At 42.5% G+C, this 16,427-nt stretch carries 15 protein-coding genes; 9 read left to right on the forward strand and 6 right to left on the reverse strand.

Features of this window, described 5'->3' with window-relative positions; translation table 11 throughout:
- The first annotated feature begins 259 nt into the window (after positions 1 to 259).
- The 4 genes from H6G96_RS29990 (at position 260) to H6G96_RS30005 (ending at position 3,202) form a co-directional block, all read left to right on the forward strand.
- Complete coding sequence (locus H6G96_RS29990; protein WP_190916489.1) at positions 260 to 1,276, forward strand: tyrosine-type recombinase/integrase; 1,017 nt, start codon at positions 260 to 262, stop codon at positions 1,274 to 1,276.
- A gap of 3 nt (positions 1,277 to 1,279) precedes the next feature.
- On the forward strand, positions 1,280 to 1,747 hold the full coding sequence (locus H6G96_RS29995) for a hypothetical protein (protein ID WP_190916386.1): 468 nt from the start codon (positions 1,280 to 1,282) through the stop codon (positions 1,745 to 1,747).
- A gap of 2 nt (positions 1,748 to 1,749) precedes the next feature.
- A complete protein-coding gene (locus tag H6G96_RS30000) occupies positions 1,750 to 2,445 on the forward strand; it encodes a hypothetical protein (protein ID WP_190916388.1) in 696 nt (231 codons plus the stop codon).
- 355 nt (positions 2,446 to 2,800) lie between these two features.
- Positions 2,801 to 3,202, forward strand: coding sequence for a nuclease A inhibitor family protein (locus H6G96_RS30005; RefSeq protein WP_190916390.1), 402 nt, complete (start codon positions 2,801 to 2,803; stop codon positions 3,200 to 3,202).
- Positions 3,203 to 3,267: 65 nt separating this feature from the next.
- On the opposite strand, the gene H6G96_RS30010 is transcribed toward H6G96_RS30005, so the two are convergent.
- Positions 3,268 to 4,113, reverse strand: coding sequence for a DNA/RNA non-specific endonuclease (locus H6G96_RS30010; RefSeq protein ID WP_190916392.1), 846 nt, complete (start codon positions 4,111 to 4,113; stop codon positions 3,268 to 3,270).
- Between the two features lie 784 nt (positions 4,114 to 4,897).
- Here H6G96_RS30010 and H6G96_RS30015 point away from each other — a divergent pair.
- Both H6G96_RS30015 and H6G96_RS30020 read left to right on the forward strand, forming a co-directional pair.
- On the forward strand, positions 4,898 to 6,574 hold the full coding sequence (locus tag H6G96_RS30015; protein ID WP_190916394.1) for a choice-of-anchor I family protein: 1,677 nt from the start codon (positions 4,898 to 4,900) through the stop codon (positions 6,572 to 6,574).
- A 387-nt stretch (positions 6,575 to 6,961) separates the two neighbouring features.
- The gene (locus tag H6G96_RS30020; protein ID WP_199339796.1) at positions 6,962 to 7,177 is read left to right on the forward strand and encodes a hypothetical protein; all 216 of its coding nucleotides are present in this window, start codon (positions 6,962 to 6,964) and stop codon (positions 7,175 to 7,177) included.
- 10 nt (positions 7,178 to 7,187) lie between these two features.
- Here the strand turns inward: H6G96_RS30020 and H6G96_RS30025 are convergent, their stop codons facing one another.
- On the reverse strand, positions 7,188 to 7,886 hold the full coding sequence (locus tag H6G96_RS30025; RefSeq protein WP_190916398.1) for a TetR/AcrR family transcriptional regulator: 699 nt from the start codon (positions 7,884 to 7,886) through the stop codon (positions 7,188 to 7,190).
- Positions 7,887 to 7,976: 90 nt separating this feature from the next.
- Here H6G96_RS30025 and H6G96_RS30030 point away from each other — a divergent pair, with 90 nt between their 5' ends.
- Positions 7,977 to 8,987, forward strand: coding sequence for an SDR family oxidoreductase (locus H6G96_RS30030; RefSeq protein WP_190916400.1), 1,011 nt, complete (start codon positions 7,977 to 7,979; stop codon positions 8,985 to 8,987).
- Between the two features lie 45 nt (positions 8,988 to 9,032).
- Here H6G96_RS30030 and H6G96_RS30035 read toward each other — a convergent pair whose 3' ends face one another.
- Both H6G96_RS30035 and H6G96_RS30040 read right to left on the reverse strand, forming a co-directional pair.
- Positions 9,033 to 9,233 carry a hypothetical protein gene (locus H6G96_RS30035; protein WP_190916402.1) on the reverse strand — a complete coding sequence of 67 codons (201 nt, stop codon included), beginning with the start codon at positions 9,231 to 9,233 and terminating at the stop codon, positions 9,033 to 9,035.
- 48 nt (positions 9,234 to 9,281) lie between these two features.
- On the reverse strand, positions 9,282 to 11,540 hold the full coding sequence (locus H6G96_RS30040; protein ID WP_190916404.1) for an alkaline phosphatase PhoX: 2,259 nt from the start codon (positions 11,538 to 11,540) through the stop codon (positions 9,282 to 9,284).
- A 617-nt stretch (positions 11,541 to 12,157) separates the two neighbouring features.
- On the opposite strand from H6G96_RS30040, the gene H6G96_RS30045 reads away from it, so the two are divergent.
- Together H6G96_RS30045 and H6G96_RS30050 are read left to right on the forward strand one after the other, a co-directional pair.
- On the forward strand, positions 12,158 to 13,528 hold the full coding sequence (locus H6G96_RS30045) for a calcium-binding protein (protein ID WP_190916406.1): 1,371 nt from the start codon (positions 12,158 to 12,160) through the stop codon (positions 13,526 to 13,528).
- Between the two features lie 852 nt (positions 13,529 to 14,380).
- Positions 14,381 to 14,671 carry a hypothetical protein gene (locus tag H6G96_RS30050; RefSeq protein ID WP_190916408.1) on the forward strand — a complete coding sequence of 97 codons (291 nt, stop codon included), beginning with the start codon at positions 14,381 to 14,383 and terminating at the stop codon, positions 14,669 to 14,671.
- Between the two features lie 137 nt (positions 14,672 to 14,808).
- On the opposite strand, the gene H6G96_RS30055 is transcribed toward H6G96_RS30050, so the two are convergent.
- Complete coding sequence (locus tag H6G96_RS30055; RefSeq protein ID WP_190916410.1) at positions 14,809 to 14,994, reverse strand: hypothetical protein; 186 nt, start codon at positions 14,992 to 14,994, stop codon at positions 14,809 to 14,811.
- Positions 14,976 to 15,920: a hypothetical protein gene (locus H6G96_RS30060; RefSeq protein WP_190916412.1), complete on the reverse strand. Its 945-nt coding sequence runs from the start codon at positions 15,918 to 15,920 to the stop codon at positions 14,976 to 14,978. The genes H6G96_RS30055 and H6G96_RS30060 overlap by 19 nt, the downstream gene beginning before the upstream one ends.
- Between the last annotated feature and the right edge of the window lie 507 nt (positions 15,921 to 16,427).

The raw sequence follows: 16,427 nt of genomic DNA on the forward strand, positions 1-16,427 counted from the left end.
TTTGCAGCTTGAAAAACTTGAAACTACTAAATTTACGTATTAAAGCCCAAAAAGAGCAGGTTTTAAAGCTCCATTTTCAACCATAAGCTGTCCATCGCGGACAACTTATGGTGTAAGTCACACACTCCCCTGCCTCTTTGCTGGGGTTCGTTGGTTTTAATCGTAGTTTTAGTCGGATAAAAGATAAGGGTATCTTATTTTGTGTTGCCGGGGCGATCGGGTATACTCAATTATCTAAATTTCATGCGATCGCTTAATTATTGTGAATAACCCTGAACTAAATAACTTACCTCCGATTAAACTTATTCCCTTAGACGCTGAGACTGCATCGTTTTCTGGGCGCACAGCGAGTAGAAGACCACCCACGGATATTCGGTGGGTAAAGGTGCTAGAGTTTTTACGCAGCAACAATCTCGCACCCAACAGCCGCAAGCTTTATGAGCGCGAACTTAAAAGGTTTTTGGCTTGGAGTGAGCTGCATTATCATGAACTACGCCCCCGTCACTTCGCACTATATAAAGAGTATCTGCGGGATGAACTGCGGACTGATGCAGGTAATCCCCTTTCAAAAAGCAGTATAAATGCCGGAGTTGCGGCACTCAAAAGCTTTTTTAAATGGATGTGCTATACGTATCCTGACATTATTGCTACTAATCCCACACTGGGGATAAAACTGGAAAAAGTACCACTGCCACCAGCCCAGAGTTTAACCCCAGAACAGATGGAGCGGGTGTGGTCAGCGTTGGAATTGTTGGGAGAAACAAAACAACGAGATACTGCGCTTGTCCACATCCTTAGTCATGGTTTAAGAGCTGGGGAAGTTGTCGATTTAAATGTTGGGTCTTTTGATGGCAAGCTGCTGTTTTTACCAGATACCAAAACCAATGAACCACGCTTAGTTCCACTGCGAAAAGAGAGTCGGGAAGTTTTAGCAGAGTATTTGCTTACGCGCGAACAGCAAGGAGAGGTGTTAAACAGTCTTAGCCCACTGATGATTTCACACCATGCTTCATACAAAGGTGAACGCTTGAGTTATCACGGCATTTACTTCGCTGTGGAAAAAATCGGTGAAATAGCTCACATTGAGGATTTACATCCTCACTCCTTTCGACATACTTACGCCACTGATTTATTACTGTTGGGTGTTGACCCAGGCCATGCTCGTAAGCTAACGGGACATCAAAGCGAGAAAGCGTTTCGGCGCTATACCCTTCGCAGCGAACAAGAAGCGGCGATCGCTGCTTACTATCGCGCGATTGGCGAAGAAGCGGAGTAAGGTATGCCGAAGCCGTTAGACCCCAAGTGTCAGTTATGTTCTAAACTACCAACAACCCAAGCAAAACTACTGCATGGGCCACAAGGGGATGGGTGCTGGAATCCAAAAGTCTGTCATAATCGCCGCTCATTCTATCGCCACCGCTCCCAGAAGAATTCAGCAGAAATTGATTCAGTAACAGTCGAACCACCAGCAACGTATTTTGCAGTGCTGTATTTGTATAAAGAACCAGGGGATAAACCATTACACGCTATGTCGGCAGAACTCTGGCTAGGGCAAAAACCTGTTTGTCGCCTGGAACCAATTCACTGTTTTGGGCTAACGGCTGGCAAGATCCGCGCCTATACAGATCAGGTGTTGCAGGCGTTTGCGAAACAATATGGTGTTTCACTCTATCAATATAAAGATATGTTTGAGATTACCTCAAGCTACTGCCCAGTGCGACCTTGCCCGTTAAATCCTGAATTGTAGCAATGACCACATACCACCAATTAACAATCTGGGATGTGCTTGATGAGTTGTCCGAATCTCCAGCGACATCCTCACTTGTACCGATGTGGGAATGTTTAGATGCGGAGCTTGAAACATTACCCTTGGAGGCACAGTTATCAACCGCAGCGCTTGCCTTCAGTCAGATTGCGGATATTCTCAAGTCTCGTGCCGAAATGCTGTTGCAAGATACCCGCGATCGCAATAGTTTTTTGGGGCCAATTGTTAGCACCAATCTCTTTGCTGGTCTAGTGCGGACAACAATGCACCTAGATTTAGATGATTTAATTGAACCGGAAACACCACAAACCTTTAGATCGCATGGCCCACACCAATTTTCACATTCTACTGAAGAGGGCGATTCTGTAGTAGCACCAGTTGAGAAAGCGAATGTTTTGGCAATGCTCGATCAGGTGACAACTTTAGAAGATGTCCGCAATTTGGCATCAGATGAAGATGTGCCAAAATGGCAAAGTGCCATCGCCAACTACTTAATAAATGTCAAAGATGAGATTTCTTTAGTTAAACTGCAACGTGCGTTGGAAATGCCGATGGTAGAAGTATGGTTGGGATTATTGCTGGGTGGGTTTACATTAGAACAGCGTGGTGATTTTTATCACAACCAAAGTATCTGGGTGAAAAGCTCTCCAATTATGACCAGCAACATCCTTGAGGTATGACGGTTCTGGGAAAAGCGATTGCCCCAATAAAAAAATCCGGCGTTATGGAGATAAGTGAAAACAGTGATCGCTGTCTTCACACCTCAAGGCTGTTTTATCTATTGGATTTTTAATCGCTATTTACAAGCGAACGCGAGTAGCGTCTCGTAGAGAGGAAACTTGAGCTTTAGGGGGGAGCGATCGCAGTCCGGCGTTAGCGGAGCTTATCGTAAATATCGCCTGTTGCATTGCAAATGATTTATGGCTGCACCAAAGACAGGATGATGCCAACTAGCGAACCTAAAAGTAGCACCATACTGCTGATAGAACTAATGATGCTAAATTACAAATATTGTATATAAATGAATTCTATTCTATGACTAATGAAATTACTGAAAAGCTCAAGCAAGCCTCTGATAGTTTGCTAATGATGAGTGAATCAGAGTATCCTTTTGAAGCTTTTTTGTGGTCTAATCAAGCTCAAGAACCAATGACCGCTCAAAAACTTCTCCAATTAACAGGACATTCCTTAGAAACCTCAGTTGAAGAAGTAGAACTAGATTATTTATTTCATAACTGTGCCCAGGAAAAAGAATGGCACGATGAAATACAAAAACAAAATGTACAAAAGTATCAATCACTTGCCAAAACATTAAAAGATAATCTGATTGATATTCAGGTTTATCGCATAGGCACGATAAGTATTGATGTCTATATTGTTGGTAAAACTTCATCTGGGGATTTAGCCGGAATTTCTACAAAAGTTGTAGAAACCTAACCCAGAAATCATCAGCCTGTCTATAAATACAGACAGGCTTTAAGTTTTAAGTGAGCTAACTATTCTTACAAATTGTCAACTCTAGCTTCAATTGTACTTTGAACAGATGTAGAGACATTAGAGAGCAAATTGTAACCAGTGTTCGTTTCGATAGAATCAACACTGACTCTGTAGTTTCTCCAATCCACATTTCTGATATCTTGTGTATTTGGCATATTGACAGCAATTACTCTTGTGCTAGTATTGACGCTGCTAGCATCAGAATTTGGTGAATTTAATATTACAATAACTTTCCATGTTCTGGTCGGAACTGTAACGTTACCATTAGCAATTGTGTTTTTTGTTCCACTAGAACCTGTTCCACCAGTACCATAGGAACCGGAAATAATATAAAGTTCTTTCCCCTGGTTTACTAAATCTCTAGAATAGTTTTCTAGCGCCGCCCAAGGACCCTGATTATTATCAGGTGATTGAGGAATTATATTCGTCATTAAAAAAGTAGCAGAGTTATTGGCAATAGTATTTGTCCTATCTGCTGAAGCAGTCATGTGTCCTCTGTCAAAGCCACTGCCAGTGTAATCGGAAGAAGTGACTCGGTAGCAGCCTGAAGGTAATGTAGTATCTGCACGAAAATCATCTTGGCGAGGTGCGCTTCCTAACCATGAATTGTTTAACTGCCAACTCACCCAATTTGGGGTTCCTCTAAAGCAGTTATAAGAAACCGCATATTGAGATTTGCTCAACAAAAGATTACTAAAACTACTACCAGCACTACTAGGATTACCCATTCTCAAATGAACACTTGAGGTTTGGGCAGTTAGTGGCTTTTGTAGATAATTAAGCAGAGTGAAAAATATTGCTGTACCAGCAGCAATAGGTAAAATAGCCAGGGAAAACTGAGACTTCTTCATTTGTTACTAATTTATTTGTTCTAAAAAACTACAATTGTTTCTGTTAAAGTTACAGAAATTAAGTAAAACTTACCAATCGTAATATAGCTTTGATTGTATAAACAGAGGTTAAAAAGCTGTGAATATTGCATTAACATCTGGTAATTATTTAGGTGATTATCTGAAATTAAATAAAGTCCCAAATAAGATGAAAAACTTATATATTATTTAGTTTCATAATTAAGCAATGGCGTGGGCGTAGCTTTCCGCCGTAGGCATCGCTCTACTTGTTGTTGTTCATTATTTGTGCTAAGTGCAGCATCAGCAAAGTCTTGTAAATGTAATGCTGCGTGATAAAAGTCTAATAATTTATAAGTTTCAAGTGGGCATTTTAATTTTTTCAGTAAAGGCGAAAAGCGCGTAAGTTTCTGTTCGACTGCTCATTTCACCCCGTCAGTGGTGGCTTTAGTTTTATAAAGTTTCCGTAAAAATACTCCCTTTAATCTTTAATTAACCTAAAGTTTCCGTAAAAATACTTGTTTTAATTTTTAGTTAACCTTTAGTTAGTAATTAATTAACTTAAAACTCATAATTTTGCAGATGTACCTATGATTGATGGTTCATCTAACTCAGCGTGACTACTTCCGGCTAGGCTAATTTAGTCTACCCGACGCAGAGATAAGACAAATCCACACAGCTAGTAACTAGCTGTGTAGAGATATTTTTGTGCGATTGATTAGCAGTAAGGAGTGTCTGCTTGTCTGACTGACATCAAAAAAGTTAAACATTTAACATTCCTCAAATTATGACTATCAAAAAGCTTGTCGGCCTACTAGTTCCATCTGCCATTTTGTTGGGAGCAATGACAACGCCAGCAGCAGCGTTGTCGCTCAAAACTATTGGTACTTATAGTACAGGTATCTTTAATGAAGGAGGGGCAGAAATCCCCACTTATGACCCTGTAACGCAACGGCTATTTGTGGTCAATGGAGGTACTAAGAGTATTGACATCATCAATATTAGTGACCCAACTCAGCCTTCACTATTTAAAAGTATCGATATAACTGCCTATGGTGGCGGGGCTAATAGCGTTACTTTCAAAAATGGCTTACTGGCTGCGGCAGTGCAAGGATCTGTGACCCAAGATCCAGGTAAAGCAGTGTTTTTTAACGCCAACGGTGATTTCTTAAATTCTGTCGCCGTGGGAGCTTTGCCTGATATGCTCACCTTTACACCCGATGGAACTCGTGTGTTAGTAGCTAACGAGGGTGAACCAAATAGTTACAATCAGCCCAATAGCGTTGACCCAGAAGGCTCAGTCAGTATTATAAATCTTACTGATTTTAGTGTAGTTAACGCTGGCTTTACGCAATTTAACAGCCAGATCGATCAGCTGCGAACTGCGGGAGTGAGAATTTTTGGCCCTAATGCTACCGTTGCTCAAGATTTAGAACCAGAATATATCACTGTTTCTGAAGATTCTACAAAGGCTTGGGTGTCGTTGCAAGAAAATAATGCGATCGCCGTCCTCGACCTAATTAACAATCAAATTACCGATATTCTACCTTTAGGCTTTAAAGATCATAGCCTACCAGGAAACGGCATTGATGCCAGCGATCGCGATAATGCTATCAACATTGCTAACTGGCCTGTCTTGGGGATGTACCAACCTGATGGTATAACTTCCTACAAAGTCAACGGCAAAACCTATATTGTCACAGCTAACGAAGGTGATGCTCGTGCTTACGATGGTTTTTCAGAAGAAGTAAGGGTGGGTAATAATGCTTATCAACTCGACCCTACAGCTTTCCCTAATGCTAGTGCTTTAAAACAAAATAGCAACCTGGGTCGTTTAACAGTCACCAACACTCTTGGTGATGAAGATGGCGATGGTTTGTTTGAAAAGATTTACGCTTTTGGTGGTCGTTCTTTCTCAATTTGGGAGTGGGATGAAGCAACAAAAAAACTCAAGCAAGTTTACGACAGTAGCGATGATTTTGAGCAAATTACTGCCCAACTGTTACCGAACTTCTTTAACTCTAATAATGAAGAGAACAACTTTGATGATCGTAGCGACAACAAAGGCCCAGAACCAGAAGATGTCAAAATTGCCGAAATTAATGGTCGCTTTTACGCTTTCGTTGGGTTAGAGCGTATTAGTGGTGTGATGGTTTATAATATTACCGATCCACTCAATCCTACTTTCGTTAACTACGCTAACAATCGTGATTTCACAGTTAGTCCAACCATAAACGATAAAACTAATCCAGAGGTAGGGGACTTAGGGCCAGAAGGTCTATTATTTATCTCAGCCGTTAATAGTCCCAATGGTAAACCTTTGTTGGTGACAGCTAATGAGGTCAGTGGAAGTACAACAATTTTCTCAATTGATGATGTAAAATCTGTACCTGAGCCTGGAACTATCTTTGGATTTTTGGCAACTGCTATAATGGGCATTCTGAAATTTAAGCACAAGAATTAGAACTCTCAACAATAACTATAGAGAGTTGAAATGGAAAATAATTTATTTTTTCCCTTTTGTCAAATTCGGCATCACCGTGCCAATCCGGGAAAATAGTACTAATCGAAAATTTCTTGTGCCTGAAACGACGATTTTTCGTTCAAACTAGATCAAAACTAGCAGCATAACCATAGTTATTTCACAAATTTGATGGTAGACAGCACTTCTTGTAAAGCTTGTCCAATCTTGGTTTTAGCCAAAGCGTACAAATTATCTCTTTCGGCACGGTGATGCCTTGTTTATCGCCAGTATCTCCAGGGGTGCAACAGTACCAAAAAACAGCTTCTTCAAGCCGAAGCTAATGCTAAAAGTAAGAAGCTAGAATTTTGGAATCAATCTCAGCCTGTGATGCATTGGGATTTCCGGCGAGGTAAGAAAACAACTCAAGCAACAAATACGCGATCGCAAACACAACAGTACGATCCATCGTACCCAGATATTTGCGTTCCACCAAATTCGGCTGATTTGAATTGTCCTGATATTCCTTATCGCAGATTTAAAGTGGTTCCACCAGACCCACACGGGTTTGATAGAGATGGGGATGGCGTGGGTTGCGAACGGTGATGAAAAGCCATCAACCTAAATTTTTCTCTAAATATTCTGTCATCATCCGTTTGAGATCAGCAATTAGACTATTAACATCGCCACCTTGAATGTGAATCTCTTGTTCCTGTCCAATGAGATAACTCATACCTTTATAAAGGGCTTTCATTACCCTTGCAATCTGTAATCCCTGGATAGGACTGAGATGAGGTCTAACCCGTAGAAGTAAATTATATATATTGGTTAATATTTCTTGCTCAACTCTTTGAGCCCCTTGGGCCAGCGTAATTTGCCCTTCTTGCCCAGCATTAAGATGTCTAAAGGCCGGATATTGACGTTCAAAAGCAACCATCGGGTCAATCACCCGCGAAACGATAGTAGCAAAATCTAAACCGGAAACATCCTGCTGTAAAACAGTTATTGTATTGTTACTTAATTGTTGTATATATCGCTCTCCCAAAGCAGTTAAGATTGCTTCCTTATTTGAGAAATACTGATACACCGAGCCAACAGAAATACCAGCACGCTCGGCTAAGACATTAGTGTTGATAGCTTCTACTCCTGCTTCGACCAGCAAATCGGCGGCGGTATCTAGAATTAAATCACGTCGTTGCTGACCACGCTTGCCGGAAGGATGGCGACGAGTTTTTTGAGATATTGAATCGTCACATGAAACTGGTGAGTTGGGTGCTTTATTGCTTGGAGATTGACTATGTGAGCTTTTGCTCATATACTGCCTAATATGAATACGAGTAATAGCTCACATTAACAAAGTTGGGACGAAATCTACAAGCAATACAATCACTAGGAGATAAAGAGCATGAATGGTAAAACAGCATTTGTGACGGGAGCAACAGGTTTGCTGGGTAGTAATCTTTGCCAATTGCTAGTTTCACAAGGATGGCAAGTCAAAGGGCTGGTGAGATTTATTGATAAGGCTAAACGTTTTCAGCCAAATAGCCGGGTTGAATTTATTCAGGGTGATATTGAGAATGTGCCTGCCTTTGCTCCAGCATTAAAGGGAGTAGATGTCGTATTTCACACCGCAGCCTTTTTCCGGGAGTATTATCAGCCGGGTGGTCACTGGGAGAAGATGAAACACATCAATGTGGATGCCACAATTGAACTTTTGCAAGCGGCAGAGGCACAAGGCGTAGCAAGAACAGTTTTCACCTCATCCAGTGGCGTTATCCAAACCTATCCCCATCAAGCGGCAACTGAAACCGCCCCTTACAGCAAATTCGCTCAAAAAAACCTCTACTTCAAAACTAAAGTTCTGGCAGAAAAAGAAATTTATCAGTTTCTAGAAACTAGTCGAATGGATGTAGTCATGATTCTGCCTGGCTGGATGATGGGACCTTACGATGCTGCACCGACTTCTGCGGGGCAGTTGGTGTTAAATCTATTGGGCAGTAAACTGCCGGGAATAGTTAATGGTGGTGCTTGTTTGACTGATGTTCGGGATGTAGCGGCAGCGATGATTAGTGCTTCCCAACGAGGAAAACGGGGTGAGCGTTACATCGTAGCAGGTTCCTTAAAAACTATGAAAGATATTGCTTTAGAATTAGAAGCGATTTCCGGGGTGAAGGCTCCGAAGATGGTAATTCCTGATGGGATTGCACTCTCAATTGCATGGTTGTTAGAAATCTGGGCAGGTTTAACAGGTAGTGTCAACCCTATGCCATTTGTTGGTGTCCAAACCTTATTAGAAACAGCGAACTTAAGTTCAGCTAAAGCTATGCAAGAATTGGGAGTCAGTTTTCGACCTTTGACAGCTACATTGAAAGATACAGTTATGTGGTATCAGTCTCAAGGTTATTTACAGAAATGATTGTTTGAACGCAGATTTTATTTGTTCAAACTCCACACTCTCACTTTAGACACGTAGCGGCTTGCCCTTGGACACCGCCAACCTTTGAGCATTCTCAAAAGCTATCTGATTCAGGCATTCCACCCCAGACTGACGCGTATTAACCAAGCCGCTCTTAAGCAGTTCTTCCCTAAAGCTAACCTCAACCCCACCTTTGCCATAAGCCATCACCTCTGCAACAGTTCGCCCTTGCTCATCTTTCGCCACCGGAATGACGGTTAACAGTTAGCTCTTTTTTCTTGGGTGAAGTTCAGTTTAGGCACTAGCAGATTTTGTCACAACTACCACTGTCGGTTTTGGTGGCGCGTTAGAATCTTTACTAGGCCAGTTGGAACCGATGGGGACTTGACGGGTTTGTGTAAATTCTTCCCCAGTTATGGTGGTGACGAGAAATTCCCTGGTTTCTATTGCCTGATTTTTACGAATCCCATTTGCTTCTCCTGGATGCTGTATCGACAAAAACATATTTTGTTCGTCTGGTGTAAAGCAAAGACCTGTGGTTTCACATTCCATCGGCCCCATACCAAAGAGAAAAGCTTTGCCAGCGTTGTCACCGCTTGTGGGAATATACCAGATAGAATTGTTGCCAAATAGACCAGAAATGCTTGTAGGTTTGCCGTCATCGCTTGTGCGACTCTTGACAGCGCTATTAGTTTTTGATGTTGAAATATCTGTCACCATCCAGAGATTCCCATTCCGATCTAGCAGTAAATTATCTGGGTTGGCAAAACCAAAACCACCTGTTGCGGGTTCGCCTCCTGTAGCTATCATTTGCCAGCGAAAGGTGTTAGCGGCGGGATCGTTACCGTCTTCGGTGAGGCGCATTATCCAACCGTATTCATAGGGGGCTTCGCCTTTAGGACTTTTAAATATCCGCAGGTCGGGTCCTCCTTGTTTGTCATGGGAACCGGAGGTGAAGGAAATATATAAGTCGCCGTTAGGGGCAACTTCGGTGTCTTCAGGACGGGCTGTACAGGTTGCACCAACGGCATTAGCAGCGTAGTGTGCATCTATGAGGATTGTGCCTTGTTTTTCTTCGGCATTCCCTGTATACAGGGCATTAAGTTGTTTGAATTTCTGTTTGTACTGGATGATTTCTTCGTCTTTGCGAACTTCTAAATAACCGCTGGGTATGGGGTCAAGAAGTTTTCTTTGGGGCTTTCTAGGGGTGATTTTTTGGTTTGGAGTTACAGGGCCTCTGGGGAGGCTAACTAAATTACCAGCTATATTGCTGGGGATACTTGGGTCAATTGGTGTGTCTGATTTCAGGGCTATCCAGCGTCCTGTACCATCGGGGTTAAATTTGGCGGCGTAAAGCATTCCTTGCTGCAAAAGTTGGGAATTGGCTTTATCTTTGGGATTGCTTACCGTTTTGCTACTGACAAATTTATAGATATGTCCGCCTCGGCGATCACACCCAGAATAAAATGCTAATGGTTTTCCTGTCTCTACCCTTATCCCTACAGCTTCATGGCGGTAGCGTCCCAACCATGTATGTTTTGTACCATAGTCTTGGGGATTAGCAGGGTCTACCTCGACTATCCAACCATATTTATTTGCAGCTAACCCCAAGACATTACCTTGGCCGTAAAATTCTTCATCATCAAAGGCAAAGGGTCGCTTACCGGGGTCAAAAGAAGTACCATCAGCATAGACTGATTCAGGTAGTTGGGTTTGGAAATTTTCCTCGGCACTCAATACTGTACCCCAAGGAGTTGTTCCTCCAGCACAATTAGCAAAAGTCCCAATAATGCGATCGCCTAATTTATCTATGTATCCCTGTCCCTGTTGTTTGCGAAATACCCTAACAGCCGGACCTGTGGCTTTTAAATACTTTCCATCAGACAATCCAGAAATACCACTAATCCGCCTATCGGCTGGTGAGTTAGTCCTTTCCCACTTGCCATTGGCGTTTTTACGAATCGAAATAATACCTAATCCCTGATCTAAAAGTGCTTCCGTACAAATTAGGCGAATTTGTGCTTTAATTGGGTCTTCATCTGGTAAAGCGAAAGCATTAATCTCACTTTTCCCTGATGCTTGCTTTTTCAGCGCCGCCTTTACTTCTTCCAACGGTAGGGATTTACCAATCACCTGTTGGTAGGTTTGCATCCAGGGAAGTGTACTAATATATTCAAAATTTATTGATAGATATCCCTCTTCATCATTAATGGGAATAAAAGACAAGTAATCGTTGTTATAACCAAAGCGAGAATTGCCGACTTGATCTCCCCAACTAGCAATAACTTGATATTGAAAATTTTCTGGTAATACCAAATCATCAACTACTTCATAGGTATTGTAATTTTGTTTCTGTTGTTCTAACTTCAATCCATCTGTTTGTAGAGGAATTGGCCCTTTAATGGGTTGAAAGGTGAATCCAGGCTGAGTTACAGGTGTTGCACCTGGGGATGTTACCGCAGCTTTTCTCTCACAGCCCACTAGCGAACCCAGTGCAGCAGCACTAGCGCTTCCCCCGAATAAAAGTAAAAATTCCCGACGTTTAATACTCATCTGTCCTGTATTAAGATTACTGTTTGTTGGTATATCTTTTATTCTGGTTAATATTTGGGTAAATCTTCTTTGGGTAAGAATTAGCCTTAAAAGAAAAGGTGGGCGTTTGATTTATCGCCAACTATTTGCTCTTAAACAAATGTTAGCCTTCTTATGTCAAGCTGTCGAACGCAAATATAGAACCGTCGAAAAAATCCCAAAAATTGATGGTAGTAAAGACACATACGTAAACCTCCAGTTGGTTCACCTCCTGTGCCATCAACAAATCCATCTTGGAACAACATAGCCATAGTGACTTGCTTGAGCCGGATACCTGGAAACTCGTAAGTCCGGTTCTGAGGGGGGAAGGAGGCAGCAATGCTTCCGCCCTAACCGCCAGAACTTACGCCCTTGGATTAGATGACCTCTTTTCAAGATCCTGTAAAAAAGATCGGGAGATGTGCATAAAAATACTTCATTCCCATGAAATAAGGAAGGAGCTGTTCTAAAGGTGTTATTGCACTAAGAGAGAAAATACCGAATTAAACAAACAGTGTGCAGCACTAAAGCGCATGCCAAAAGTTACAGCTTGCCGAAAGTTACACACACATCACACACCGGAAGCGGAAAATTATATTATGTCCAGACTAATTGTTTCTTTGCCCCCATTAGAAGGCACTTCTGGTTCTGATCTAGTGGTGGGACAAGAGGATAATGCATTCCCAGCAATTGGAATTGAGGTTCTAAAAAACGGAGTCATCGATACTAGAGGAGGTAACGACGCTATCAAGGGTAGTGCCACTGGTGGCGACGAAGATTTCTCGGACGCAGGCACTGGCACTGGCATTGCTAACAGTGGCATCATCAATGCAGGGAAAGGAGATGATACTATCTCTGGCACTGGCACTGGCGGTTTCGACTATCTAGGCTCTGCACCTGGTATAGGTATCTCTAACACTCAAGGCGGCTACATTAATGGAGGAGACGGAAAAGATCTGATCTCCGGGACCGGAAACAGAGGCGGCGATTTTGTAAGAGGCTTTGCTAAAGGCATCAATAATACTCAGGATAGCCGCATTGATGGAGGCTTTGGGGACGACTCTATCTTTGGAACTGGAAATGGACAATCTGGAGTTGCTGGTATAGGAATCTTCAACAGTGGTGGCAGCGATATTAATGGAGGAGAAGGGAAGGATTCCATCAAGGGAACTGGAACTAGTAGTTTTTTTGGAGGAGATGGTACAGGCATCTTCAACAGTGATGGTAGCGTTATTAGTGGAGGTCTTGGAAACGATTCTATTACTGGTATCGGCAAGGGCGGTAACGCGTTAGCATCGCCCGATAGGCTTAATACCCCTTCAGGTAACGGTATAGGAATCTCTAACAGTAAGGGTAGCACCATAAGTGGAGGGCAGGGAAACGACTTAATCTCTGGCACAGGCACCGGCGGTGCAGGGGACAATGGCCCTTTTGGGGATTATGAACCTGGTGTAGGTACAGGCATTGTTAACAGTGGCAGCATCAGTTTAGGCGATGGCAACGATACCCTTGTCGGTACTGGCATTAGTAAAGGCATAGGTATTGTTAATACTAATGGCATCATTTGTGGAGGGGCAGGAGATGATAGCCTTACTGGGTATGGTGCCAAAATTGGCATCCAAGGTGGCACAATTGATGGCGGAAACGGTAACGATTACTTCAAAGCCCGTCTAATTGATGATAGCAGTAATGCCGTTTCACACCAAGGAGGCGCTATTGCCGATGTCGTGATTAAGGGTGGATCTGGAGCCGACACATTTGATGTTGGTTACGGTAATGCCACAATCAATGGTGGTTCGGGATGGGACAAACTAATTCTGCCTGATGTCAAAAGTGATTACACCATTCTAGGCAGCTCGAACAATTACACTATTAAGCGCGATCAGTTCACGTTGAATGTATTGAATGTTGAGGAAATTGCCTTTTTTGGCGTTCCTCCACAGGAAAGTGTGCAAGGCATTACTCTTTAGGGATTTCCAACAAGCACACTAGTTCTGGATGTTCCTCCTTGTTGATGTTTGAAAAGTTTTATTGTAGGTATCAAAAAGTTCTGAACCTCCTAAATTCCCCGGTAAATTGGAGGACTTAGATTCCGGTTCTAGAACATTTTATCGCGGAGTGGGCGCAGTAACAGGGGTTTCCCCCATGAGCGACTAGCTTGGGTATTGGGGGAATCAATAAGTCTTAGATACAGCCAAATACTTTTAAACATCATCTAAGACCGCTTCGTAGCGGAGCTTTTTTTAGCTTACTTTAATACGAATTCTTAAACTACCGTAATTAGATTTTTTACTCTCATAGCAAAATCTATACCTCTCTATACACCAGTCTGTACAAGGGTTGGGGGTTATTCCAAGTAGTGCTAACTTGAAGCGGATTTTTTAGCACTACCTTTGGCATAGCTGCGATGAAGCGATCGTCTACGGTGCGATAAATTCAGCTTCATGAATCGCACACTTGTAAATCCTTAGCTAACTCATAGTCGGCTTCTTCTTATAATTAATACTTAGTATTAAAGTGAAATTATTATCAAATTACCTGCCAGTAATCTTTTTGAGACAACTATCAACTCGAGAATGGGGCTTCAAGCGGTGTAGACTGTCCAGTTATGGCGGCTATAAAAGGACACTCCTCATTCCCTACTCATACCATTTCACGAAAAATCTGATACAGATGTAACCCCTGAAAGCTTCGCTGCATCTAAGTTTTTTAATTGCGTACAGCCCTTTGGGCATGAAAACAGCGTAGCGGTAGCGAGTCCGCGTTCGCGCAGCGTCTCGTAGAGAGCGTCATTGCGTTAGCGGAGCGGGGCGTTAGCAAGAGTGCGAATTGCGAATGGGCGAAAAAGCGAATTGGTATCATCTTTGCCCTGCTTTAACCAAATACCATACCGCAGAGGAATTTACCTGCAAGCGATACCTTCTCTTCTCTTTCAGAGACGCACTCGCGTTCGAGAGGCAATGCCTTTCCTGCGGAACGCACTCGCGTTCGGTACGTCTTCTCTACCAGACGCACTCGCGTTCGACGAACGCCACCGATTCATGGCGGGTACGCCATCGCAGAGTGGAGATATATGCAAATCTAAAGAATTTATTAAATCACTACCCAGGTAAAACAGGTAAAAAATGGGTAGTTCTCTGCTATCTTTAACCAAGCGATTCAGGGATGATTAATTCTATAGAAAAGCGCTGGCACAAATTTTCGGCTGGCATTTAATAAACCGCATATAAAGCAAAGCCCTGAACTTTTATCAGGGCTTTTTAAGTTTAACCTCATCAATTGCAACAAGTATTGAGTTATATACTTTCATTGAAGCGATAAGCCATTCCGGCGTGACAACTCTGCCAGACGCTCCGCGCTCGCTTACCGCTTTCATACAATAAGGTAATTTTTGAATTGCTGCATTAACAATCAAGTTTACTTTGGCTGTCTCCACACAAGGTTATACTCCCTTTCAACAGCCGCTAGCAGCTTTGCCTGCAAGGATGACAGATAAGGTTTGGCTTGCTTCCCCAACCCCTCCAACAGCCAATCTACAGCCTCGTCACGGCTAGCCACTTGATGCAACTGCCGTAACCTCCCACACAACTGCTGCATAAAAAAGCAATCTTCATCAAGTAATTTCAGTGATTTCATCTGTTCGATTTTTACAGTGTAGTCGCCGTCCCATGTCTGGACTGTACAATTGTATTCCCCAACGTGGCTGACTACTCCCCAATAACCCGCTTTACCTCTCAAGTCTGGGTTATCTTTGGGCAGAAGAATGCATATTTCCCCAATGTGGTAAGGATTCGGTACTTTCGTGCTTTCGCGCATCCTATCCACAACATCTTTCACTATGCGACCAGAAGGAATCTTATTCCCAGCTTGCTCTACTGCTTGTTGCCATACATCCGCTTGTACAGTCGGTTCCAACTCAGCTTTTGCCAAAAACCGCAATTGTCGTTCATTTGTCGGCATTGGAATTTGCCGACCAATAGTCGGCAAAAACTTTTGAAGATTTTCATAAACGACAGTAGCCGAAATCTTTAAGTACGCCGCATCACGACTATAACCAAAGCGTTCGCGGCAGTATTCCTCAAAAGTTCGGTGCGTGGAACGGTATAGCCGTCTGTCTCTCAACTCCATTAACGCCTGACCCGCTTCTAAAAATGCACGTTCTACACGGCGTTCCAATTGCAAGCGTAAGCTTTGTTCTTGGTCGGTCAACTCTTTTACTTCAACAGCCGTAACCGTGATAGTTGCTGAAGCTGGGTTTTCGTGCAAAAAAGAAGTATTTTCCTGAGCAGGGTCGGTTGCTAGTTTTGGTTCTTCAGATGTCGCAGGGGTAATTTTCTTGCGTCTAGATGGTGGTTTGTTCATTATTCCACCTCCAGGCTGACAGCAGTCGAACAAATATTGAATTGTGTCATCATGGAATATAGAGTTTTTATTTATGCCCCCATCCTTTAAACAGGTTGGGGTTTTTCATTGCTTTTTATATTTTGCACCGATGAAAGAATACTTTGACGAAAATCAGTCCAATACCACAGTTAACAAGAAAAACTTCAGAAGTCAGGAGCCTGAATTCAATTCTGACTTCTGACTTCTGACAACTGAATTCCATTTCAGCTTATTCTAGAAAATACCCAGGGTAAGCGCATCTCATTTTGTAGCTCTTGATACAGACAAGAAGTTTCAAACTCTATCTAAATATCAACTTTTCATTCAAAATAGGACGAATTGTTGTAAATGATTGAAAAAACATCGGTCAAATCGGTTTTTATGTTTTTTGACCACATAAATACGATAATGTCAATCCTACCCCTTGGCTCAGTGTAGTAATTTTGAACTTATTTGTGCTTTAGGTGAACCTCAAAACTACCGTGT

Source organism: Nostoc sp. FACHB-892, from assembly GCF_014698795.1.
Lineage (GTDB): Bacteria > Cyanobacteriota > Cyanobacteriia > Cyanobacteriales > Nostocaceae > Nostoc.